This is a genomic window from Streptomyces sp. NRRL B-1347, from assembly GCF_000720325.1.
Taxonomy (GTDB): Bacteria; Actinomycetota; Actinomycetes; order Streptomycetales; family Streptomycetaceae; genus Streptomyces.
This window is the reverse complement of sequence record NZ_JOJM01000070.1, coordinates 1-18,758: the sequence shown is the minus strand read 5'-3', so window position 1 is coordinate 18,758 and position 18,758 is coordinate 1. Positions and strand designations below refer to the sequence as shown.

The following is an 18,758-nucleotide window of genomic DNA, read 5'->3' as shown; positions in this document are numbered from 1 at the left end:
CACATGGCATTCCCCGGCCGGTCCAACGGCACCCGCACGGCCGTACGCCACCAGGCTGGCGCGCTCTCTTTACCTTCTGGAGTCGCCGGGGTTGCCGCCCTGTTACCGACCCGCGTGGGACGCCCCTTCCCGGCCTGGGGCTCCGCCCCAGACCCCGCTCCTCAAACGCCGGAGAGGCTGGAACATCCAGCCCGGGGGGCGCACCCGCGCGGGCTACGGCACCACGTGTTTCTCCTCCGCGAAATGGCACGCCGAATCATGCGCCGCAGGGCCCGTGGCCAGGCGGAACTCCGCGGGGACTGCTAGTTCCGGGACCTCAAGGGCGCAGCGCTCCTGGGCCTTCCAGCAGCGCGTGCGGAACCGGCACCCCGAGGGCGGGTTCGCGGGCGAGGGCACGTCCCCGCTCAGGATGATGCGCTCGCGGTGCTCCCGCGCCTCGGGGTCGGGCACGGGCACGGCGGAGAGCAGCGCCTGCGTGTAGGGGTGCGTCGGGTGCTCGTAGATCTCCGCGTCCGTGCCGACCTCGACGATCCGGCCGAGGTACATGACCCCGACCCGGTCGGAGATGTGCCGCACGATCGACAGGTCGTGGGCGATGAAGACGTAGGAGAGCTCGAACTCGCTCTGCAGCCGCTCCAGGAGGTTCACCACCTGCGCCTGCACCGACACGTCGAGCGCGGAGACGGGCTCGTCCGCGACGATGACCTCCGGGCGGAGGGCGAGCCCGCGCGCGATGCCGATGCGCTGCCGCTGGCCGCCGGAGAACTGGTGGGGGTAGCGGTTGATGTACTCGGGGTTGAGCCCGACCACGTCGAGGAGTTCCTGGACCTTCGTGCGGCGCGAGCCCTTCGGCGCGACCTCGGGGTGGATCTCGTAGGGCTCGCCGATGATGTCGCCGACGGTCATGCGGGGGTTCAGGGACGTGTAGGGGTCCTGGAACACCATCTGGATGTTCCGGCGGACGGCCTTCAGGGCCCGGCCGGAGAGCCCCGCGATGTCCTCGCCCTTGAAGCGGATCGCGCCCGCCGTGGGCCGCTCCAGGTTGACGAGCATCTTGGCGACGGTGGACTTCCCGCAGCCGGACTCCCCGACGATGCCGAGGGTTTCCCCGCGCCGCAGGTCGAAGTCCACGCCGTCGACGGCCTTGACGGCGCCCACCTGCTTCTTCAGCACGATCCCCTGGGTGAGCGGGTAGTGCTTGACGAGGCCGCGCACTTCCAGAATGGGCTCAGCCACGGAGGCACTCCTTCCAGAAGTGGCAGGCGCTGTGCCGCTCCCCCGCGAGCCCCTCGTACGTGACCTGGGCGAGCGGCGGTTCGTCGGTGCGGCACACGTCCTGGGCCATGGGGCAGCGCGGGTTGAAGGCGCAGCCGGGCGGGATGTTCGTGAGGTTGGGCGGCAGGCCCTTGATGGCGTAGAGGTCCTGGCCCTTCTGGTCCAGGCGCGGGATCGACTCCAGCAGGCCCCGTGTGTAGGGGTGCGCGGGCGCCTTGTAGATCTCGTGCACCGGGGCCTTCTCGACGATGCGGCCCGCGTACATGACGGCGATGGTGTCGGCGACGTCCGCGACCACGCCCAGGTCGTGGGTGATGAGGATCAGGCCCATGTTCAGCTCGCGTTGCAGCTCCGCGAGCAGGTCCATCACCTGGGCCTGGACCGTGACGTCCAGGGCCGTGGTGGGCTCGTCGGCGATGATCAGGGCCGGTTCCAGGGCCATCGCCATGGCGATCATGATGCGCTGGCGCATGCCGCCGCTGAACTGGTGCGGATACTGCCCGACGCGCTCCCGCGCGGCGGGGATGCGCACGCGGTCCATCAGCTCGACGGCCTTGGCGCGGGCGTCCTTGCGCGACATGCCCCGGTGCACGACGAACATCTCGCCGAGCTGGTCGCCGACGCTGAGCACGGGGTTCAGGGAGCTGAGCGCGTCCTGGAAGATCATGGCCATGCCCGCGCCGCGCACCTTGCGCCGCTCGTCCTCCTTGAGCTTCAGCAGGTCCCGGCCCTGGAAGAGGATCTCGCCCGCGGTGATGCGGCCGGGCGGCATGTCGAGGATGCCCATGATGGCCTGCGCGGTGACGGACTTGCCGGAGCCCGATTCGCCGAGCACGGCGAGCGTCTCGCCCGCCGCGACGGCGTAGTCGACGCCGTTGACGGCCTTGGCGACGCCGTCGCGGGTGCGGAACTCCACGTGCAGGTCGCGCACTTCGAGCAGCTTGGCCTGCGGGGCCGCGGCGGCTTCGGCGGCCGCTGCGGGTTCCGGGGGTGCCGTGGGTGCCATGGGCGCCTACCTCAGCTTCGGGTCGAGGGCGTCGCGCACCGCGTCGCCGAGCATGATGAACGCGAGCACGGTGACGGCGAGGGCACCGGCGGGCCACAGCAGCATGTGCGGGGCGTTGCGGATGTACGCGGACGCGGCCGAGATGTCGATGCCCCAGCTGACCGTCGGCGGCTTCAGGCCGACGCCCAGGTACGAGAGCGTGGCCTCCAGGGCGATGTACGTACCGAGCGCGATGGTGGCGACGACGATGACCGGGGCGACCGCGTTGGGCGCGATGTGGCGCAGCAGCATCCGGGAGTTGGAGGCGCCGAGCGCGCGGGCCGCCTGCACGTAGTCGTTCTGCTTGGCGGTGATCACCGAGCCGCGGGCGATGCGGGAGATCTGCGGCCAGCCGAGCAGCACCATGAAGCCGATGACGGGCCAGACGGTGCTGGAGGTGACCACGGAGAGCAGGACGAGACCGCCGAGCACCACCGGGATGGCGAAGAAGATGTCGGTGATGCGGGACAGGATCGCGTCCCAGACGCCGCCGAAGAACCCGGCGAGCCCGCCGAGCACGCTGCCGAGGAAGGCGACGCCGAGGGTGGCGCACACCCCGACGGTGACCGAGGCGCGGGCCCCGTAGACGGTCCTGGTGTAGACGTCGCAGCCCTGGCCGTCGAAGCCGAAGGGGTGCCCCGGCGACGAGCTCTTCTGGGCGTTGGCGAGGTCGCAGTCCAGCGGGTCGCCCGAGGCGATCGCGGAGGGCCACAGGGAGATGAAGACGAGGAACAGGATGATCAGGCCCGAGAGGATGAAGACGGGGTTGCGGCGCAGGTCGTGCCAGGCGTCGGACCACAGGCTGCGGGCGGGCGCGGTGGGCCCGCCGCCGGGGCTTCCGGGGGCGCCGGGGGCGAGCGTCGTCGCCTCGCTGGCGGCGAGGTCCATCGCGCCGCCCGCGCCGGTCCCCGCGATGGCGCCTTGGGGCTCCTGGGGTTCAGGCATAGCGGATCCTCGGGTCGAGTACGGCGTACAGGAGGTCGACGATGAGGTTGGCGACCAGGAAGACGAGGACGAGCACGGTCACGAAGCCGACGACGGTCTGGGTGCTCTGCCGCAGGATGCCCTGGTAGAGCTGGAAGCCGACGCCGTGGATGTTGAAGATGCGCTCGGTGACGATCGCGCCGCCCATGAGCGCGCCCACGTCGGTGCCGATGAACGTGACGACCGGGATGAGGGAGTTGCGCAGCAGGTGCCGCAGCACGACGCGGCGCCGGGGCAGGCCCTTGGCGACGGCGGTGCGCACGTAGTCGGCGCGGCGGTTCTCGGCGATGGAGGTCCGGGTGAGCCGGGTGACGTAGGCGAGCGAGACGGAGGCGAGCACGAGGCCCGGCACGATCAGCTCGTCCACGGGCGCCTCGGACGACACGGCCGGTTTGATGACGCCCCACTCCACGCCGAGCAGCAGCTGGAGCAGCAGACCGGTCACGAACGTCGGGACCGAGATGACGACCAGGGTGATCAGGAGCACCGTGGTGTCGATGGGCCGGCCGCGCCGCAGCCCGGTCAGCACGCCGAGGCTGATGCCGATGACGATCTCGAAGACGATGGCGACGAGCGTGAGCCGGACGGTCACGGGGAACGCGGTCGACATCAGCTCGGTGACCTTCTGCCCGTTGAAGGCGGTGCCGAAGTCGCCGGTGAAGACGTTGCCCATGTAGGTCACGTACTGCTGCCAGACGGGCTTATCGAGGCCGAACTCCTTCTTCAGCTGGGCGGCCGTCGCGGGGTCGCACTTGCGGTCGCCGCACAGGCCCGCGATGGGGTCGCCCATCACGTTCACCATCAGGAAGATCAGCAGCGTGGCGCCGAAGAAGACCGGGATCATCTGCAGCAGGCGCCGGATCACATATCGCCCCATGGGCTGGCTCCGGAGGTAGGGGGAGCAGCCGCCGGGATGTCCTGGGGACCGGACGGCCGCTCCGCGCGGCTCAGTTGACCTTGATCTCCGCGTACACGGGGACGCTGAACTGGTTCAGCGCCACGTCCGAGACCCGGTCCGAGTGGCCGGCGCTGCCGTTCTGGTACCAGAGCGGGATCGCCGCCATGTCCTTGGCGAGCACCTTCTCCGCGTCCTGGAAGGTGGAGACGGCCTTGCCGGTGTCGGTCTCGGCGTTGGCCTCGTCGACGAGCTTGTCGAACTCCTTGCTGCTGTACTTGCCGTCGTTGGACGGGGCGTCGGTGTAGTACACCGGCTGGAGGAAGTTCTGGATCAGCGGGTAGTCCATCTGCCAGCCCGCGCGCCAGGCGCCGTCGAGCTTCTGCTGGGAGGCCTGGCTGCGGAAGTCGGCGAAGGTGCCGACGGAGTTGCCGACGCAGGACCTGTTGTTGCCGAGGGCCTTGTTGATGGAGTTGCACACGGCGTCCACCCACTCCTTGTGGGAGCCGGTGTCCGCGTTGTACGAGATCTTCAGGGTGCCGCCGGGGATGCCGCCGCCCTCGGCGACGAGCTTCTTGGCCTGCTCGGCGTCGTACTTGCAGGCGTCGCCGCAGATGCTGTCGCTGTAGCCGCCGTCCTTGCCGAGCACGGGCGAGGTCCAGTCCTTGGCGGGCGTCCGCGTCTTCTGGAAGATCGTGTCGGTGATCTGCTCGCGGTTGATGGCCATGGACAGGCCCTTGCGGACCTTCTCCATCCCCGGCTTGCTCCACTTGCTGTCGTAGAACGCGAAGGACAGGGTCTGGATGATGCCGGCCGGGGTGTTGATGTAGCGGTCGCCGAGGTCGTTCTTCACGTTCCTGAGCTGGGCGGCGGGGACGTCGTCGACGAGGTCGAGGTTGCCCGCCATCAGGTCGTTGTAGGCGCTGTTGTTGTCGGTGTAGACCCTGAGGTCCACGCCGCCGTTCTGCGCCTTGTCGTCGCCGCTGTACGCGTCCCACTTCCGGAGCTCCATCTTGGAGCCCTTCTGGTACGACTTGATGCTGTACGGGCCGTTGCCGACGGGCTTGGCGAGCCAGGCCGCGCGGTCGTCGAAGAACGCCTTGGGCAGGGGTGCGAAGGCCGGGTAGCCGAGGGTCTCGGGCCAGGTGGAGAACTTCTGCGAGAGCTTGACGGTGAAGGTCCGCGCGTCGACGACCTTCAGTCCCGAGAGGGTGTCCGCGCTCGGGTCGCCCTTCTCCGGGTGGACCTTGTCGTAGCCCTCGATGTAGCCGAAGAAGTAGGCGTTCTTCTGGTTGTTCTTCAGGTGCGCCCCGTAGTTCCAGGCGTCCACGAACGACTTCGAGGTGACGGCCTCGCCGTTGCTGAACTTCCAGCCGTCCTTGACCTTGACGGTGTAGGTCCGCGAGTCCTCCGTCTCGATGGACTCCGCGACCATGTCCTTGGCCTCGCCGGTCTTCGGGTCGTACCGCTTGAGCCCCCGGAAGATCATGTCGAGGACCTTGCCGCCCTGCACCTCGTTGGTGTTGGCGGGCTCCAGCGGGTTCTGCGGATCGCCCCAGGAGGAGCTCACGACCCCGGAGCCGTCGCCGCCACCGCCCCCGCCACCACAGGCTGTCGCCGCGAGCGCGACCGCCGCCGCACAAGCGGCCCACTTGGCGTGCGTGGCTCCACGCATGAACTGCCTCCTCGCCTCCGCCGCGCGCCTGCCGCGCGCACTATCGCCAATATCGCGTTATGGGGAGCAAGCGGCACATTTAGCCCGGCCGTATGAGGGAGGAGGCCCTCCGGATGTACGTATCCGCAGGGCCGGGCGCCCATGGCACGCCTCCTTACGGCCTACCTCTAAAAAGCCAAGGCCGCACAGCCTGATGGGCCCTCTCTCGACGGCCGCCGCGCCCGGACGCCACCCGAAGGCTTCTATCCGGCCGCTACCAGCAAACGCGACGCAGGCGCTGGGCCGTCTCCTTCGAATCACCTTGCCGACCGCATGAGGGCGGCGGCACGCTGGAGCCCGGCTGGGCCTTGTCAAAGTGGGCAGCCGGGCCGCGCCAGTGCTTGAGCTTGCCGATGCCGCGCCCGACGGGGTCGCACTGTTCGCAAGCCTCTCAGCCGAAGGATGGCGGGCGGCGGCTGCGGCTGCCGTGTCACCTTCGACTCGCGGACCTGATCGGCAGACTGCGGGTCACCGTCCAGATTCCACGTCGCCCGGGGAATGGTGGGTCGACGGGGGCAAGTACACGTTGTCAGCCAGGACAGCGCCAGGGCACCACGGCACGGCCGATCCGCCGGGGCACCCGTAAGCGGATCCTGACCTGCTCATCCAATGCGGGAGCGCCACCGGCCCGGCCGGGGTGAGGACAAATGTCAGCGGCCGCCCACAGCAAGGTGGATCTCGACGATCAGTCCACTGAGGTGAGCAGGGCGATGAAGCCCGACACTCGGGTGAGTCCATCCGCGGTGTTCCGGTGCGGCACTTGAACGCGATCGTGTCGATCACCTGCCGACGATCCCGTCACCCTTCACCCCGCCGAGGGCCCGGTCCGGCAGTAACGACTCAAAGCCGTACCCCCTGGGCATCAGCCAACGACACGCGCCGACCAGCGATCAGGTGGCCTAAAGAAGCAGCCTGGCGCCGATGTTCCAGATGAGTGGAGCGCCATACAGACCCGATTAGCACTCCCCGCACTATTCGTCGCGCCTACTCCTAGGCCATCCACACTGGAACAGCAAGGGGATATCTTGCCAAAACCACAGAAGAGTAATCTTGACTCAACGTGTGCAAGCTGCAACCATGTGACACGACCGCAATATTCATTTCATTGTCTTCAGGCACGAAAAGAGAGTAGAGGTACATGAGGGTGCGCACCGCCTCCGGCGCTGCCGGAGCTGTATTTTTCAGCCTCGCGCTTGGGTTCGCTTCCGCGTCTCCAGCCGCAGCCGTTACCTATGAAAGAAACAATGCCACATACCATCGGGGAGAAGACCCCAGGTACACGAGCAGCGGCTGGTGGTGGCAAGGGGCTGGAAAATTCGGGCATGCTGGCGGTGTCGGCGCCTTCCAGGCCGACGGTGACAAGTTCTGGATCGCCGACACAGCCAGAGACGGTTACTCCGTCGCGATACGGTGGACGAATTACCGCAACGGTAGTCCGTATCGAGAGGGAGTATGCGTCAACAAGCACGGCGCTGGCACCTGGGCCTACTGCGGCAAGGACTTTTATGAAAACAGCACACTCTGGGTGAAGACATGCACGTACAGAGCAAAGAAGAAGAAGTTCGTCGAGTGCAACATGCTGGGGTCTGAATTCAGAGTGAGCAACGGAAAGGTCGTCTGAGGTATAGCGACCTGGAACACCCAAAGGCGCTCGGCTGGAGAAATCCAGCCGAGCGCCTTTCAAATTGCTGAAGGCCGATCACAAACAGTCGCGTAGTGCGGCGCGGTGCCGACTCACGCCGCGTGCACCACGTCCTTCTCCTCCGCGAAGTGGCACGCCGACTCGTGGGCGGCCGGGGTGTCCACGCCCTTGAAGCGCTCGGGGATGGCGAGCAGCGGGATCTCCTCGGCGCACTTGTCCTGCGCCTTCCAGCAGCGGGTGCGGAAGCGGCAGCCCGAGGGCGGGTTGGCCGGGGACGGCACGTCGCCGGTGAGGATGATGCGCTCGCGGCCCTCGCGGGCCTCCGGGTCGGGGACCGGGACGGCCGAGAGGAGCGCCTGCGTGTACGGGTGCGTCGGGTGGTCGTAGATCTGCTCGTCGGAGCCGATCTCGGCCATCTTGCCGAGGTACATCACGCCCACGCGGTCCGAGATGTGCCGGACGATCGACAGGTCGTGCGCGATGAAGACGTAGGACAGGTTGAACTCGTCCTGGAGCTTCTCCATCAGGTTGATGACCTGGGCCTGGACGGACACGTCCAGGGCCGAGACCGGCTCGTCGCAGATGATGATCTCGGGGTTCAGGGCCAGGCCGCGGGCGATGCCGATGCGCTGGCGCTGACCGCCGGAGAACTGGTGCGGGTAGCGGTTGATGTACTCGGGGTTGAGGCCCACCACGTCCAGGAGGTCCTGGACCTTGCGGCGCCGGTCGCCCTTCGGGGCCACCTCGGGGTGGATCTCGAAGGGCTCCCCGATGATGTCGCCCACCGTCATGCGCGGGTTGAGCGAGGTGTACGGGTCCTGGAACACCATCTGGATGTTCCGGCGCACGGCCTTCAGGGCCCGGCCGGACAGCTTGGTGATGTCCTGGCCCTTGTAGAAGACCTCGCCCGCGGTGGCCCGCTCCAGGGTCATCAGGAGCTTGGCGACCGTGGACTTGCCGCAGCCCGACTCGCCCACGATGCCGAGGGTCTCGCCCTGGTAGAGGTCGAAGGAGATCCCGTCGACCGCCTTCACCGCGCCGATCTGGCGCTTGATCAGGATGCCCTGGGTCAGCGGGAAGTGCTTCACCAGATTGCGGACCTGGAGGATCGGCTCGCCGCGCTCGGCGGGGGCCTCGATGGCCGCGACGGCCTCCTCGGGCGTCGCCGCGTCCACCGTCTCGACCTCGGTGACGTTCGGCGTGGCGTCGGTGACGTCCGGGGCGTCCTTCTTGAGGTTCTCAGCCATGGATCGTCTCCTTCCAGAAGTGGCACGCGCTGCCGCGGCCCACGAGCTCCCCGCCGTCCCGCTCCGTGACCGGGGCGAGCTTCGGGATCTCGGTGCGGCAGATGTCCTGCGCCTTCGGGCAGCGCGGGTTGAACGCGCAACCCGAGGGGATCTTCAGAAGGTTGGGCGGCAGCCCCTTGATCGCGTACAGCTCCTGGCCCTTCTGGTCCAGGCGCGGGATCGAGTCGAGCAGACCCCGCGTGTACGGGTGCGCCGGGCGCTTGTACAGCTCGTGCACCGGTGCCGTCTCCACGATCCGGCCCGCGTACATGACGGCGATCTTGTCCGCCACGTCCGCGACCACGCCGAGGTCGTGGGTGATGAGGATCAGGCCCATGTTGTACTCGCGCTGGAGCTCCGCGAGCAGATCCATGACCTGCGCCTGGACCGTCACGTCGAGGGCCGTGGTGGGCTCGTCGGCGATGATCAGGTCCGGCTCCAGGGCGAGCGCCATCGCGATCATGATGCGCTGGCGCATGCCGCCCGAGAACTGGTGCGGGTAGTCGTTGACCCGCTCCTTGGCCGCCGGGATCTTGACCTTGTCCATCAGCTCGATGGCCTTGGCCTTGGCTTCCTTGCGGCTGGCGCCCTGGTGCACCCGGAACATCTCGCCCAGCTGGTAGCCCACGCTGAGCACCGGGTTCAGGGAGCTCAGCGCGTCCTGGAAGATCATCGCGATCTTGCGGCCGCGGATCTTCCTGCGCTCCTCGTTGGACATCTTCAGCATGTCCTGGCCGCGGAAGAGGACCTCTCCCTGCGGGATGCGTCCCGGCGGCATGTCGAGGATGCCCATGATCGCCTGCGCGGTCACGGACTTGCCGGAGCCCGACTCACCGAGCACGGCGAGCGTCTCACCCGGCTCCACGGTGTAGTTGACGCCGTTGACGGCCTTGGCCACGCCCTCGCGCGTGTGGAACTCGACGTGCAGGTCCCGGACTTCGAGGAGGGGCGCCTGCTCGGCGCTGCGCGGGGCGGGCACGTCCGCCTGTTTCTCGATGGTGGTCACGTACGCCTCCCTCAGCGCAGCTTGGGGTCGAGGGCGTCGCGCACGGCGTCGCCCAGCATGATGAAGGCCAGGACGGTCAGGCTCAGCATGCCGGCCGGGAAGAACAGGATGTACGGATCGTTGCGGAGCTGCTTGGCGGCATCGGAGATGTCGCTGCCCCACGAGATCGCGTCGTCCGACAGGCCAAGGCCCAGGAAGGAGAGGGTCGCCTCGGCCGTGATGTAGCCGCCGAGCGCGATGGTCGCGACGACGATCACGGGTGCGGCCGCGTTCGGCAGGATGTGCCGGATCAGGATGCGCCAGGTGCTCGCGCCGAGCGCCTTGGCGGCGACCACGTAGTCGGAGTGCTTGGTGGTGATCACGGAACCGCGCATGACGCGGGTGATCTGGGTCCAGCCGAGCACCGCGAGGGCGCCGACCACCGTCCACACCGTGCGGTCGGTCACGGCGTTCATCACGACCATGGTGCCGAGCAGGAACGGGATGCCGAAGAACACATCGGTGATCCGCGAGATGATCGCGTCCCAGATGCCGCCGAAGTAGCCGGCGAGCATGCCGAGGATCGAACCGATGATGGTGACGGCGATGGTGACGCAGATGCCGACGGTGATCGAGTTGCGGGCTCCGTACAGCACGCGGGCGTAGATGGACCGGCCCTGGACGTCGTAGCCGAACCACTCCGGCTGGAAGAAGTGCGTGTAGCTCGGCTTCTCCAGGAAGTGGTTGCGCAGGTCGCCCTTGGTCGGGTCGGCGCTGGTGAACAGGCCCGGGAAGAACGCGATCACCACGAGCACCGCGATGAGGAGCGCGGATATCACGAAGAACGGGTTGCGGCGCAGGTCCCGCCAGGCGTCCGCGGCAAGCGAGCGGGGCTTGCCGGGCGCCGGTCCCGCCGCGCTCTCGGTGGCCGCCGTGGCCTTGGCCGCGACGTCGGAGGCCGCGTCCTGCTGAGTGGTCTTGGTGACGTCAGGCATAACGGATCCTCGGGTCCAGGACCGCGTAGAGCAGGTCAACGATCAGGCTCATGGCCAGATAGACGAGCACCAGGATGGTCACCGTGCCGACGATGACCTGGCCCTCACGGCGGATGAGACCGTCGAACAGAGTGTTGCCGACGCCCGGCACGTTGAAAATGCCTTCCGTGACGACCGCGCCGCCCATCAGGGTGCCGATGTCGGTGCCGAGGAAGGTCACCACCGGGATCAGCGAGTTGCGCAGCAGGTGGCGCGTCATGATCCGGCTCTTGGGCAGGCCCTTGGCGACGGCGGTGCGGATGTAGTCGGCGCGCAGGTTCTCCGCGATGCTCGTGCGCGTCAGACGCGCCACGTACGCGAGGGAGAGCGAGCCGAGCACGATCGCCGGAAGGATCAGCTGCGTGATGTCCGTGGCGTCCTGGACCGTTGGCTCGGTCCATTTGAGTTGCAGTCCGAACACCGTCTGGACGATGTAGCCGAGCACGAACACCGGAATCGAGATGACGAGCAGCGTGAAGACCAGGATCAGGTTGTCCACGACACGGCCGCGGCGCACGCCCGCGAGCATGCCGAGGGCGATGCCGAGGACCATCTCGATGCCGAAGGCGAGGAGGGCGAGCCGCACGGTGACGGGGAACGCCTGGCTGAGGATGTCGCCGACCGGCCGGCCACCGATGTTGGTGCCCAGGTCACCGACGGCCAGGTTCTTCATGTAGTGCAGGTACTGCTCCCAGAGCGGCAGGTCGAGACCGCGCTGGTGGCGAATGGCCTCCATCTGCGCCGGGTCCGGCGGCTTGTCCCCCCACAGCGCCCGTACCGGGTCGCCGGGAAGCACGTTGACCATCAAGAAAATGAGAAGAGTGGTCCCGATGAAGACCGGGATCATCTGGAGCAGTCGCCGCGCGACGTAGCGCCCCATGGAAGCCTCCGTCCTGTGCGAAGCCGCCCGTGGTGCCGGCCGGGATCACCGGCCGGCACCACGGACTGAGCCCTCGCGAACTACTTCTTGTACACCTGGACTTCAGTGAAGATCGGGGCTGCTTGCTGGTCGAACTTCACGCCGGTGACATTGGTGGAGGCGCCGGTCTGGAGCTTGCCGTACCAGAGCGGGATGGAGGGGAAGCTGTTCTGGAGGCTGGTCTCGGCCTCGTTGTAGAGCTCCGCGGACTTCTCGGTGGTCGGGGCCTTGTCGGCCTTCGCCGTCAGCTTGTCGAAGTCCTTGTTCGAGAAGCCGGACTGGTTGCCGCCGACACCGGTGCCGTAGAGGTCACGCAGGAAGTTGCCGTTGAACGGGTAGTCGAGGACCCAGCCGGAGCGGTACATCGACTTGACCTTCTTGGCGTCACGCGTCTGCGTGTCGGCCTGGAAGTCGGTCTTCGGGTCGCCGACGCAGTTCACGCCGGTCGCCTGCTTGATGCTGTTGCAGACGGCGGTGACCCAGCCCTTGTGCGGCTGGTCGGCGTTGTACTGGATCGAGACCTTGTTGTCCGGGACGCCGCCGCCGGCCTTGATGAGGTCCTTGGCCTTCTTCGGGTCGTACTTGCAGTACTCGCCACAGGCACCGGCCTTGTAGCCGATGACGTCCTTGGCGACCCAGCCGGTGGCGGCCTCACGGGTGTTGTTGAGGACCGTCTTGATGATGGTGTCGCGGTCGATCGCCATCGACAGGCCCTGGAGGACCTTGACGTCGATGTTCTTCCACTGCTTGGTGTAGCGGGCGAACGCGATCGTCTGGATCATCGAGTAGTCCTGGTTGATCGCGCGATCGCCCAGGTCTTCCTGATAGTTGGCCAGCTCACCCTCGGGAACCTGGTTCATGGAGTCGACGTTGTTCGACACCAGGTCCTTGTACGCGCCCTCGGAGGAGGCGTAGTTCTTGAAGGTGACGCCACCGTTCTTGGCCTTGTTCGGGCCCTGGTAGCCGTCGTAGCGGGTGACCTTGATGGACTTCTTGTGGTCCCAGCTGGCGAACTTGTAGGGGCCGTTGCCGACCGGCTTCTCGCCGTAGCCCTTCGGGTCCTTGAAGAAGCCCGAGGGCAGCGGGGAGAAGACCTCGTAGCCCAGCTTGTACGCGTAGTACGGGATGCCCGTGGTCAGCGTGATCGTGAACTCGTTGGCGCCCTTGACCTTCAGACCCGACATCTTGTCGGTCTTCGGCTTGCCCTTCTCGGGGTGGACGTCGGTGTAACCCTCGATGTCCGCGAACCAAGAGCTGTTGGTCTGGTTGTTCGGCGTGTAGGCCGCCCAGTTCCAGGCGTCGACGTACGACTTCGCGGTGACCGCCTCGCCGTTGTGGAACTTCCACCCCGGCTTGAGCTTGACCGTCCAGGTCTTGTTGTCCTTGGACGGCGTCACCGACTCCGCGTTCATGTTGACCAGCTTGCCGGTGCCCGGCGTGTAGTCGACGAGACCGGTGAACAGCGTGTGGATGACGTCGCTTCCGTACGCCTCCTTGGTGTTCGCCGGCTGAAGCGGGTTCTGCGGCTCGCCACTCGCGTAGACGAAGGTGCCGTTCTTGTCGATCGCCCGGTTCTTGTCGTCACTGCCGCTGTCGCCACCACCACAGGCCGTCGCGGCAAGGGCGATCACAATCGCGCCCCCAACCCACTTGGCGCTCCTGGCACCACGCATGGGGTTCCTCCTCATGAGTCCACTTGTTCACTACAAGAGGGGGTACGTGAAGCAGCGTCGACACCCCTGCCGACGAAGATCGAGTACCCCAGTGTGCTCGTGAGTCGGCGCTCCCCACAGCGCGTGACCCATTGACCCGAGCTATACGCGGTCAACTATTAGCCATGAGATACGGCCCGACCACACCCTTTTGGTCTCGGTTCAATCACACCTGGCCAGTACAACTTCCAAAATCCGGACAAACCGATCCCAGATAGATGGTTGCGAAACGGACGTGTTACCCATCTAACGGTCAAGAGAGTCCGTATAGCGGACAGATCGTGGGCAAAAACCGGTTGCCGCGCGGCTGCCGAAGGGGCCCCGGCGCAGGTGCTCCGCGACGGCAACGCTATCGCTCCCCGGACGCGCGGGAGGATCGCTCCCCGGATACGCCGGAGGCCGGTTCCTCCCCCACCGGCGGGTGGGCGAGGAACCGGCCTCCAGGTCGGTCCTACGGCGCGGCCGGGCCGCGCCAGGAGCTACTAGCCGTGCTTGGCGCGCGACGCCGCACGGGCGCGCTCGCGCTGGTCCAGGTTCACCTTGCGGATGCGGACCGCCTCCGGGGTCACCTCGACGCACTCGTCGTCGCGGCAGAACTCCAGGGACTGCTCCAGGGAGAGCTTGCGCGGGGGCACCACGTTCTCGGTGTTGTCCGCGGAAGCCGCACGCATGTTGGTGAGCTTCTTCTCCTTGGTGATGTTCACGTCCATGTCGTCGGAGCGCGAGTTCTCACCGACGATCATGCCCTCGTACACCTCGGTGCCGGGCTCCACGAAGAGCACGCCGCGCTCCTGGAGGTTGATCATCGCGAACGGCGTGACCGCGCCCGCGCGGTCGGCGACCAGCGAGCCGTTGTTACGGGTCTGCAGCTGGCCGAACCACGGCTCGTGGCCCTCGTGGATGGAGTGCGCGATGCCCGTACCGCGGGTGTTCGTCAGGAACTCCGTACGGAAGCCGATGAGGCCGCGGGACGGGACGACGAACTCCATGCGCACCCAGCCGGAGCCGTGGTTGGACATGTTGTCCATGCGGCCCTTGCGGACGCCCATGAGCTGCGTGACGGCGCCCATGTGCTCCTCGGGCACGTCGATGGTCATGCGCTCGACCGGCTCGTGCGTCTTGCCGTCGATCTCCTGGGTGACCACCTGGGGCTTGCCGATGGTCAGCTCGAAGCCCTCGCGGCGCATCTGCTCGACCAGGATGGCGAGCGCCAGCTCGCCGCGGCCCTGCACCTCCCAGGCGTCCGGGCGTCCCGTCTCCAGGACACGGAGGCTGACGTTACCGATCAGCTCGCGGTCCAGACGGTCCTTGACCTGGCGGGCGGTGACCTTGCGGTCCTTGACGGCGGACTTGGCGTCCGCGCCCTTGCCGGTGCCGCCGCGGCCGACCAGCGGCGAGGTGTTCGTACCGATGGTCATGGAGATCGCGGGCTCGTCGACCGTGATCAGCGGGAGCGCGATCGGGTTCTCGGGGTCCGCGAGGGTCTCGCCGATCATGATGTCGGGGATGCCCGCGACGGCGCAGATGTCGCCGGGGCCGGCCTTCTCCGCGGGCTTGCGGGTGAGGGCCTCGGTCATCATCAGCTCGGTGATGCGCACGTTGGACATCGAGCCGTCGCGCTTGATCCAGGCGACGGTCTGGCCCTTGCGCAGCTCGCCCTGCTCCACGCGGAGCAGCGCGATGCGGCCGAGGAAGTTGTCGGCGTCCAGGTTGGTGACGTGCGCCTGGAGCGGGGCCGACTCGTCGTACTCGGGGGCCGGGACGTGCTCCAGGAGCGTCGAGAAGAACGGCTCCAGGTTGGTGCTGTCGGCCGGGACGGTGCCGTCCTCCGGCTTGGTCAGCGAGGCCACGCCGTCACGGCCGCAGGCGTAGACGATCGGGAACTCGATCTGGTCCTCGTCGGCGTCCAGGTCGAGGAAGAGGTCGTACGTCTCGTTGACGACCTCGTCGATGCGCGAGTCGGGGCGGTCCGTCTTGTTGATGCACAGGATGACGGGCAGGCGCTGCTGAAGGGCCTTGCGCAGCACGAAGCGGGTCTGCGGCAGCGGACCCTCGGAGGCGTCGACGAGGAGGACGACCGCGTCCACCATCGACAGACCGCGCTCGACCTCGCCACCGAAGTCGGCGTGGCCGGGGGTGTCGATGATGTTGATCGTGATCGGCTCGCCACCGTCCTTCGGGTGGTACTTGACCGCCGTGTTCTTGGCCAGGATCGTGATGCCCTTCTCACGCTCCAGGTCGTTGCTGTCCATCATGCGGTCGTCGAGGGACTCAGCGGCGTGCGCGGCGAAGGCGCCGGCCTGCTTGAGCATGGCGTCGACGATGGTCGTCTTGCCGTGGTCGACGTGGGCGACGATGGCGACGTTACGAATGTCGTGGCGCGTGGGCATGCGAGGTGCGCTTCTCCCGGGAAGAGTGGAAGGCTGCGCGTACTTTTCTCTTTTGGTACGCGCGCCCTGCCGGGCAGACACACGCCACGGCCTTACCCCATTCTACGTGGCCCCGCCGGAACCGGCCCGGCGGGGCCGTGGGATCAGCCGTCGGAGGGCTTCTCGCCGGGCTTGGCACCGGGCTTCAGGAAGCCGATGTCCTCGTACAGCGGGGTCGCGAAGCCGAAGGCTCCGGCGTTGGCGAGGTGCGGGCGGGCGGCGACCAGCTGGGGGCGCTGGTAGAGGGGGATGGAGCCCGCCGCCGCCCAGATGCGGGCGTCGGCCTTCTTCACCAGGGAGCGCATCTCGCCCTCGTCGAGCTCGGCGAGGGCCTGGTCGAAGAGCTGGTCGATGTGGTCGGTGCCGACGCGGGTGTAGTTCTGTTCGACGTTGAGGGAGCCGTCCGCCGCGGGCACCGGCTTGGCGAAGATCGGCCGGGCGTCGGTGGCGGGGAAGGCGGACGCGGGCCAGGAGTACAGGGCCAGGTCGTACTGGCCGGACGCGATGTGGTCCTTGAAGTAGCTCTCGTCCGCGACCTTCGCGACCTCCGTGCGGACGCCGATGCGCTCCAGCATCCGGGAGATGCGGTCGGCGACGCCGCGCAGCGCCTGCGAGCCGTCGCCGGACGGCAGCACGAAGCGGAGCGTGAGCGGCTTGCCGTCCTTGGCGAGGGGCCCGGCGGCGGCCGCCCCCTTCTTGCCCGGCTTCGGGGCGGCGGTGCCCTTGGGGGCGTACGCGCCCGGCGCGCCGCCCTTGGCGTGCTTCTCGGTGTGCTTGCGCGCCTGCTTCTTGGCCGGGCCGGCCGGGTCCTTGCGCTGCTCCTTGTCGGCGTCGCGGGGCGCGGTGAGGGCGTCGGCCTGGCGGACCAGGACGGCCTGCTGGAACGCGGCCGCGGGGGCGGGCGCGAGGACCGAGGTGCCGCTGTCGCCGGGCTTATGGTCGTCCTCGCCGACGATGTAGGTGTCGTCGTCCGTGCCGCCGCCGTCCGTGCCGCCGTCGGCTTCGTCGGCCCGCGCGCGGGCGTCCGCCTCGCTCCCGGCCGCCTTCTCCGCCGCCTCCCCCTTCTTCTCCTTCTCGTACTTCTCCTTGAGGGGGCCGCCGGGCGTCCAGCCCGCGTCGGCGAGCAGCGCCCGCGCCTCGGCGGTGTCCTGGTCGCCGAGCGCCCCGCTGTTGTCCGCGTACGCGTCCTGACCGGCCAGGGCCAGATGGCTGCCGACCGGGGTCGCGGGCAGGCCGAGCGGCTTCAGGACCGTTTCGGCGAGCTCGGTGCGGTTCAGGGCGCGGGCGACCGCGCGGCGGACCCGGTCGTCGGCGAGCGGGCCCTCGGCGCCGTTGAGGGCGAGCTGGGTGTAGGCGGGTTCGAGGGACTTGCGGACCGCGTAGCCGCGCAGGCCCGTCTGCTCGTCGGCGTACCGCTCGACGGCCTTGCCGGTCCGCTCGCGCGCCTCCTGCTCGACGGCGGCCGCCTCCTCGTCCGTGCCGTGGGCGACCGCCCAGGAGCGCAGGGCGTCGGCGGGGGTGAGCCGGGCGCCGGGGCCGTGCGCGAGCGGGCCCTGGGCGCCCTTGTCGCGGGCCGCGAGGGCGATCCGGCCCGCCTCGTCGGCGTCCACGTCGGCCAGGTCGACCTTGCCCGCGGCGAGCGCGGCGGCGCGGCGCTCGCGCGGCACCTCGCGCAGGACGAGCGCGTCGAGCTTGGCGGGCCTTCCCCACCAGCGCGGGCTGCGCCGGAGCGTGACCTCGCCCGCGCCCCGGTCGACGCCCTTGAGGGCGAAGGGGCCCGCGGTGACCTTCAGCTTGGTGCGCGCGCCGTCGTTGAAGGAGTCGGGGGTACCCATGACCTCCTTCGGGTACAGCGGCGAGAACAGCGAGCGCCAGTCGGCGTACGCCTTGCCGAAGGTGACGCGCACCTCCAGGTTGTTGGCGCCGCGCTCGATCTTCTCGATGCGGTCGTAGCCCGCGTTGCGGGCCGTCCAGTACGCGCTGTCCTTGCCGGACAGGGCCCGCCACTGGGCGGCGAAGTCGTCCGCGCCGATCTCCCGGCCGTCGCTCCACACCGCCTGCTGGTTCAGCTTGTAGAGCACGACCTGCCGGGGCTCGCGCTCGACGACCTTCGCGGACTCCAGGAAGTCGGGGTTGCGCTGGACGCGGCCCTGCCCGTCGAGGCGGTACAGGGAGGGCAGGACGGCGCCGGCCACCCGGGACGTGGCGTCGTCGGCGTCCGACTGGAAGGTGTTGAAGGTCTCCGGCAGCGCGTCGACGGCCCACTTCACCGTGCCGCCGTCGGCCACCAGGTCCCGCGCGGCGGGCGCGATGTCCTGCGCGGCCGCGGGGGTGCTCGTCTCGTCGTCCGCGCCGCACCCCGCGAGGGCGGGCAGCGCGAGGACTCCGGCGGCGAGGAACACGGCGGAGCGGACCGTGGCCTTCGGGCGGACCGGTCGCGGCGGCCTGGCGCGGTCGTGGGGCATGACGGGTACCTCCGGGGCTCGCCCGGCCGCGGTGCGCCCTGACGGGCGGGATGGGAGGGGGCCGGGACTGGTGACGTGGTGCCGTGTGCGGTGACGTTTCAGCTGGTGTGCACGATTGGCGGTGTTACGGGTGAAATATGGAGCTGATCACATGTATCGCCCCCACTGAACGGGACGACCCGCAACACCCACCGCCGACACGGCGACCCACCCCCCAGAACCCACCCGTGCGGCCCAACGTCGGCACGCGGCGCCCCTGGCGTCCGGGGGGGGCGCACGGCGACAGATCCAGCCCGTCCGGCGCTTGAGGACGAGCGCGCAAGCGCGATGGAGGGGCGGGCGGGCGGGAGAGACGGCCAGCCCGGTGCCCGAG

General features: G+C 68.4%; 13 protein-coding genes. 1 reads left to right on the top strand and 12 read right to left on the bottom strand.

All coding sequences use genetic code 11. The features are described 5' to 3' along the window. Positions 1 to 213: 213 nt before the first annotated feature. The 5 genes from IG74_RS0137230 to IG74_RS0137210 all read right to left on the bottom strand — a co-directional run bounded on the left by IG74_RS0137230 (position 214) and on the right by IG74_RS0137210 (position 5,874). Positions 214 to 1,236 carry an ABC transporter ATP-binding protein gene (locus IG74_RS0137230; protein ID WP_030686491.1) on the bottom strand — a complete coding sequence of 341 codons (1,023 nt, stop codon included), beginning with the start codon at positions 1,234 to 1,236 and terminating at the stop codon, positions 214 to 216. After that, entirely contained in the window at positions 1,229 to 2,281 is a 1,053-nt protein-coding gene (locus IG74_RS0137225; protein ID WP_234334571.1) for an ABC transporter ATP-binding protein, read from the bottom strand. Before IG74_RS0137225 ends, IG74_RS0137230 begins: the two co-directional genes overlap by 8 nt. A 6-nt stretch (positions 2,282 to 2,287) precedes the next feature. After that, a complete protein-coding gene (locus tag IG74_RS0137220) occupies positions 2,288 to 3,265 on the bottom strand; it encodes an ABC transporter permease (RefSeq protein ID WP_030686486.1) in 978 nt (325 codons plus the stop codon). Continuing rightward, positions 3,258 to 4,181 (bottom strand): ABC transporter permease, encoded by a 924-nt coding sequence (locus tag IG74_RS0137215; RefSeq protein ID WP_030686484.1) that lies wholly within the window; start codon positions 4,179 to 4,181, stop codon positions 3,258 to 3,260. The genes IG74_RS0137220 and IG74_RS0137215 overlap by 8 nt, the downstream gene beginning before the upstream one ends. Positions 4,182 to 4,251: 70 nt before the next feature. After that, entirely contained in the window at positions 4,252 to 5,874 is a 1,623-nt protein-coding gene (locus IG74_RS0137210) for a peptide ABC transporter substrate-binding protein (RefSeq protein ID WP_030686482.1), read from the bottom strand. Positions 5,875 to 7,051: 1,177 nt separating this feature from the next. Between IG74_RS0137210 and IG74_RS52395 the strand changes: the two genes are divergently transcribed. Continuing rightward, positions 7,052 to 7,534 (top strand): hypothetical protein, encoded by a 483-nt coding sequence (locus IG74_RS52395; protein WP_158857912.1) that lies wholly within the window; start codon positions 7,052 to 7,054, stop codon positions 7,532 to 7,534. A gap of 113 nt (positions 7,535 to 7,647) precedes the next feature. On the opposite strand, the gene IG74_RS0137200 is transcribed toward IG74_RS52395, so the two are convergent. The 7 genes from IG74_RS0137200 to IG74_RS0137170 form a co-directional block, all read right to left on the bottom strand. Beyond that, entirely contained in the window at positions 7,648 to 8,802 is a 1,155-nt protein-coding gene (locus IG74_RS0137200) for an ABC transporter ATP-binding protein (RefSeq protein WP_030686479.1), read from the bottom strand. After that, positions 8,795 to 9,847, bottom strand: a complete 1,053-nt coding sequence (locus tag IG74_RS0137195) for an ABC transporter ATP-binding protein (RefSeq protein ID WP_030686477.1) — start codon at positions 9,845 to 9,847, stop codon at positions 8,795 to 8,797. Before IG74_RS0137195 ends, IG74_RS0137200 begins: the two co-directional genes overlap by 8 nt. 11 nt (positions 9,848 to 9,858) lie before the next feature. Continuing rightward, a complete protein-coding gene (locus tag IG74_RS0137190) occupies positions 9,859 to 10,821 on the bottom strand; it encodes an ABC transporter permease (RefSeq protein ID WP_030686476.1) in 963 nt (320 codons plus the stop codon). Further along, complete coding sequence (locus IG74_RS0137185) at positions 10,814 to 11,740, bottom strand: ABC transporter permease (RefSeq protein ID WP_030686473.1); 927 nt, start codon at positions 11,738 to 11,740, stop codon at positions 10,814 to 10,816. The genes IG74_RS0137190 and IG74_RS0137185 overlap by 8 nt, the downstream gene beginning before the upstream one ends. A gap of 80 nt (positions 11,741 to 11,820) precedes the next feature. Continuing rightward, complete coding sequence (locus tag IG74_RS0137180; RefSeq protein WP_030686471.1) at positions 11,821 to 13,452, bottom strand: peptide ABC transporter substrate-binding protein; 1,632 nt, start codon at positions 13,450 to 13,452, stop codon at positions 11,821 to 11,823. Positions 13,453 to 13,973: 521 nt separating this feature from the next. Further along, positions 13,974 to 15,881: a translational GTPase TypA gene (gene typA / locus IG74_RS0137175; RefSeq protein ID WP_030686469.1), complete on the bottom strand. Its 1,908-nt coding sequence runs from the start codon at positions 15,879 to 15,881 to the stop codon at positions 13,974 to 13,976. 143 nt (positions 15,882 to 16,024) lie between these two features. Beyond that, entirely contained in the window at positions 16,025 to 18,385 is a 2,361-nt protein-coding gene (locus tag IG74_RS0137170; protein WP_030686468.1) for an ABC transporter family substrate-binding protein, read from the bottom strand. Between the last annotated feature and the right edge of the window lie 373 nt (positions 18,386 to 18,758).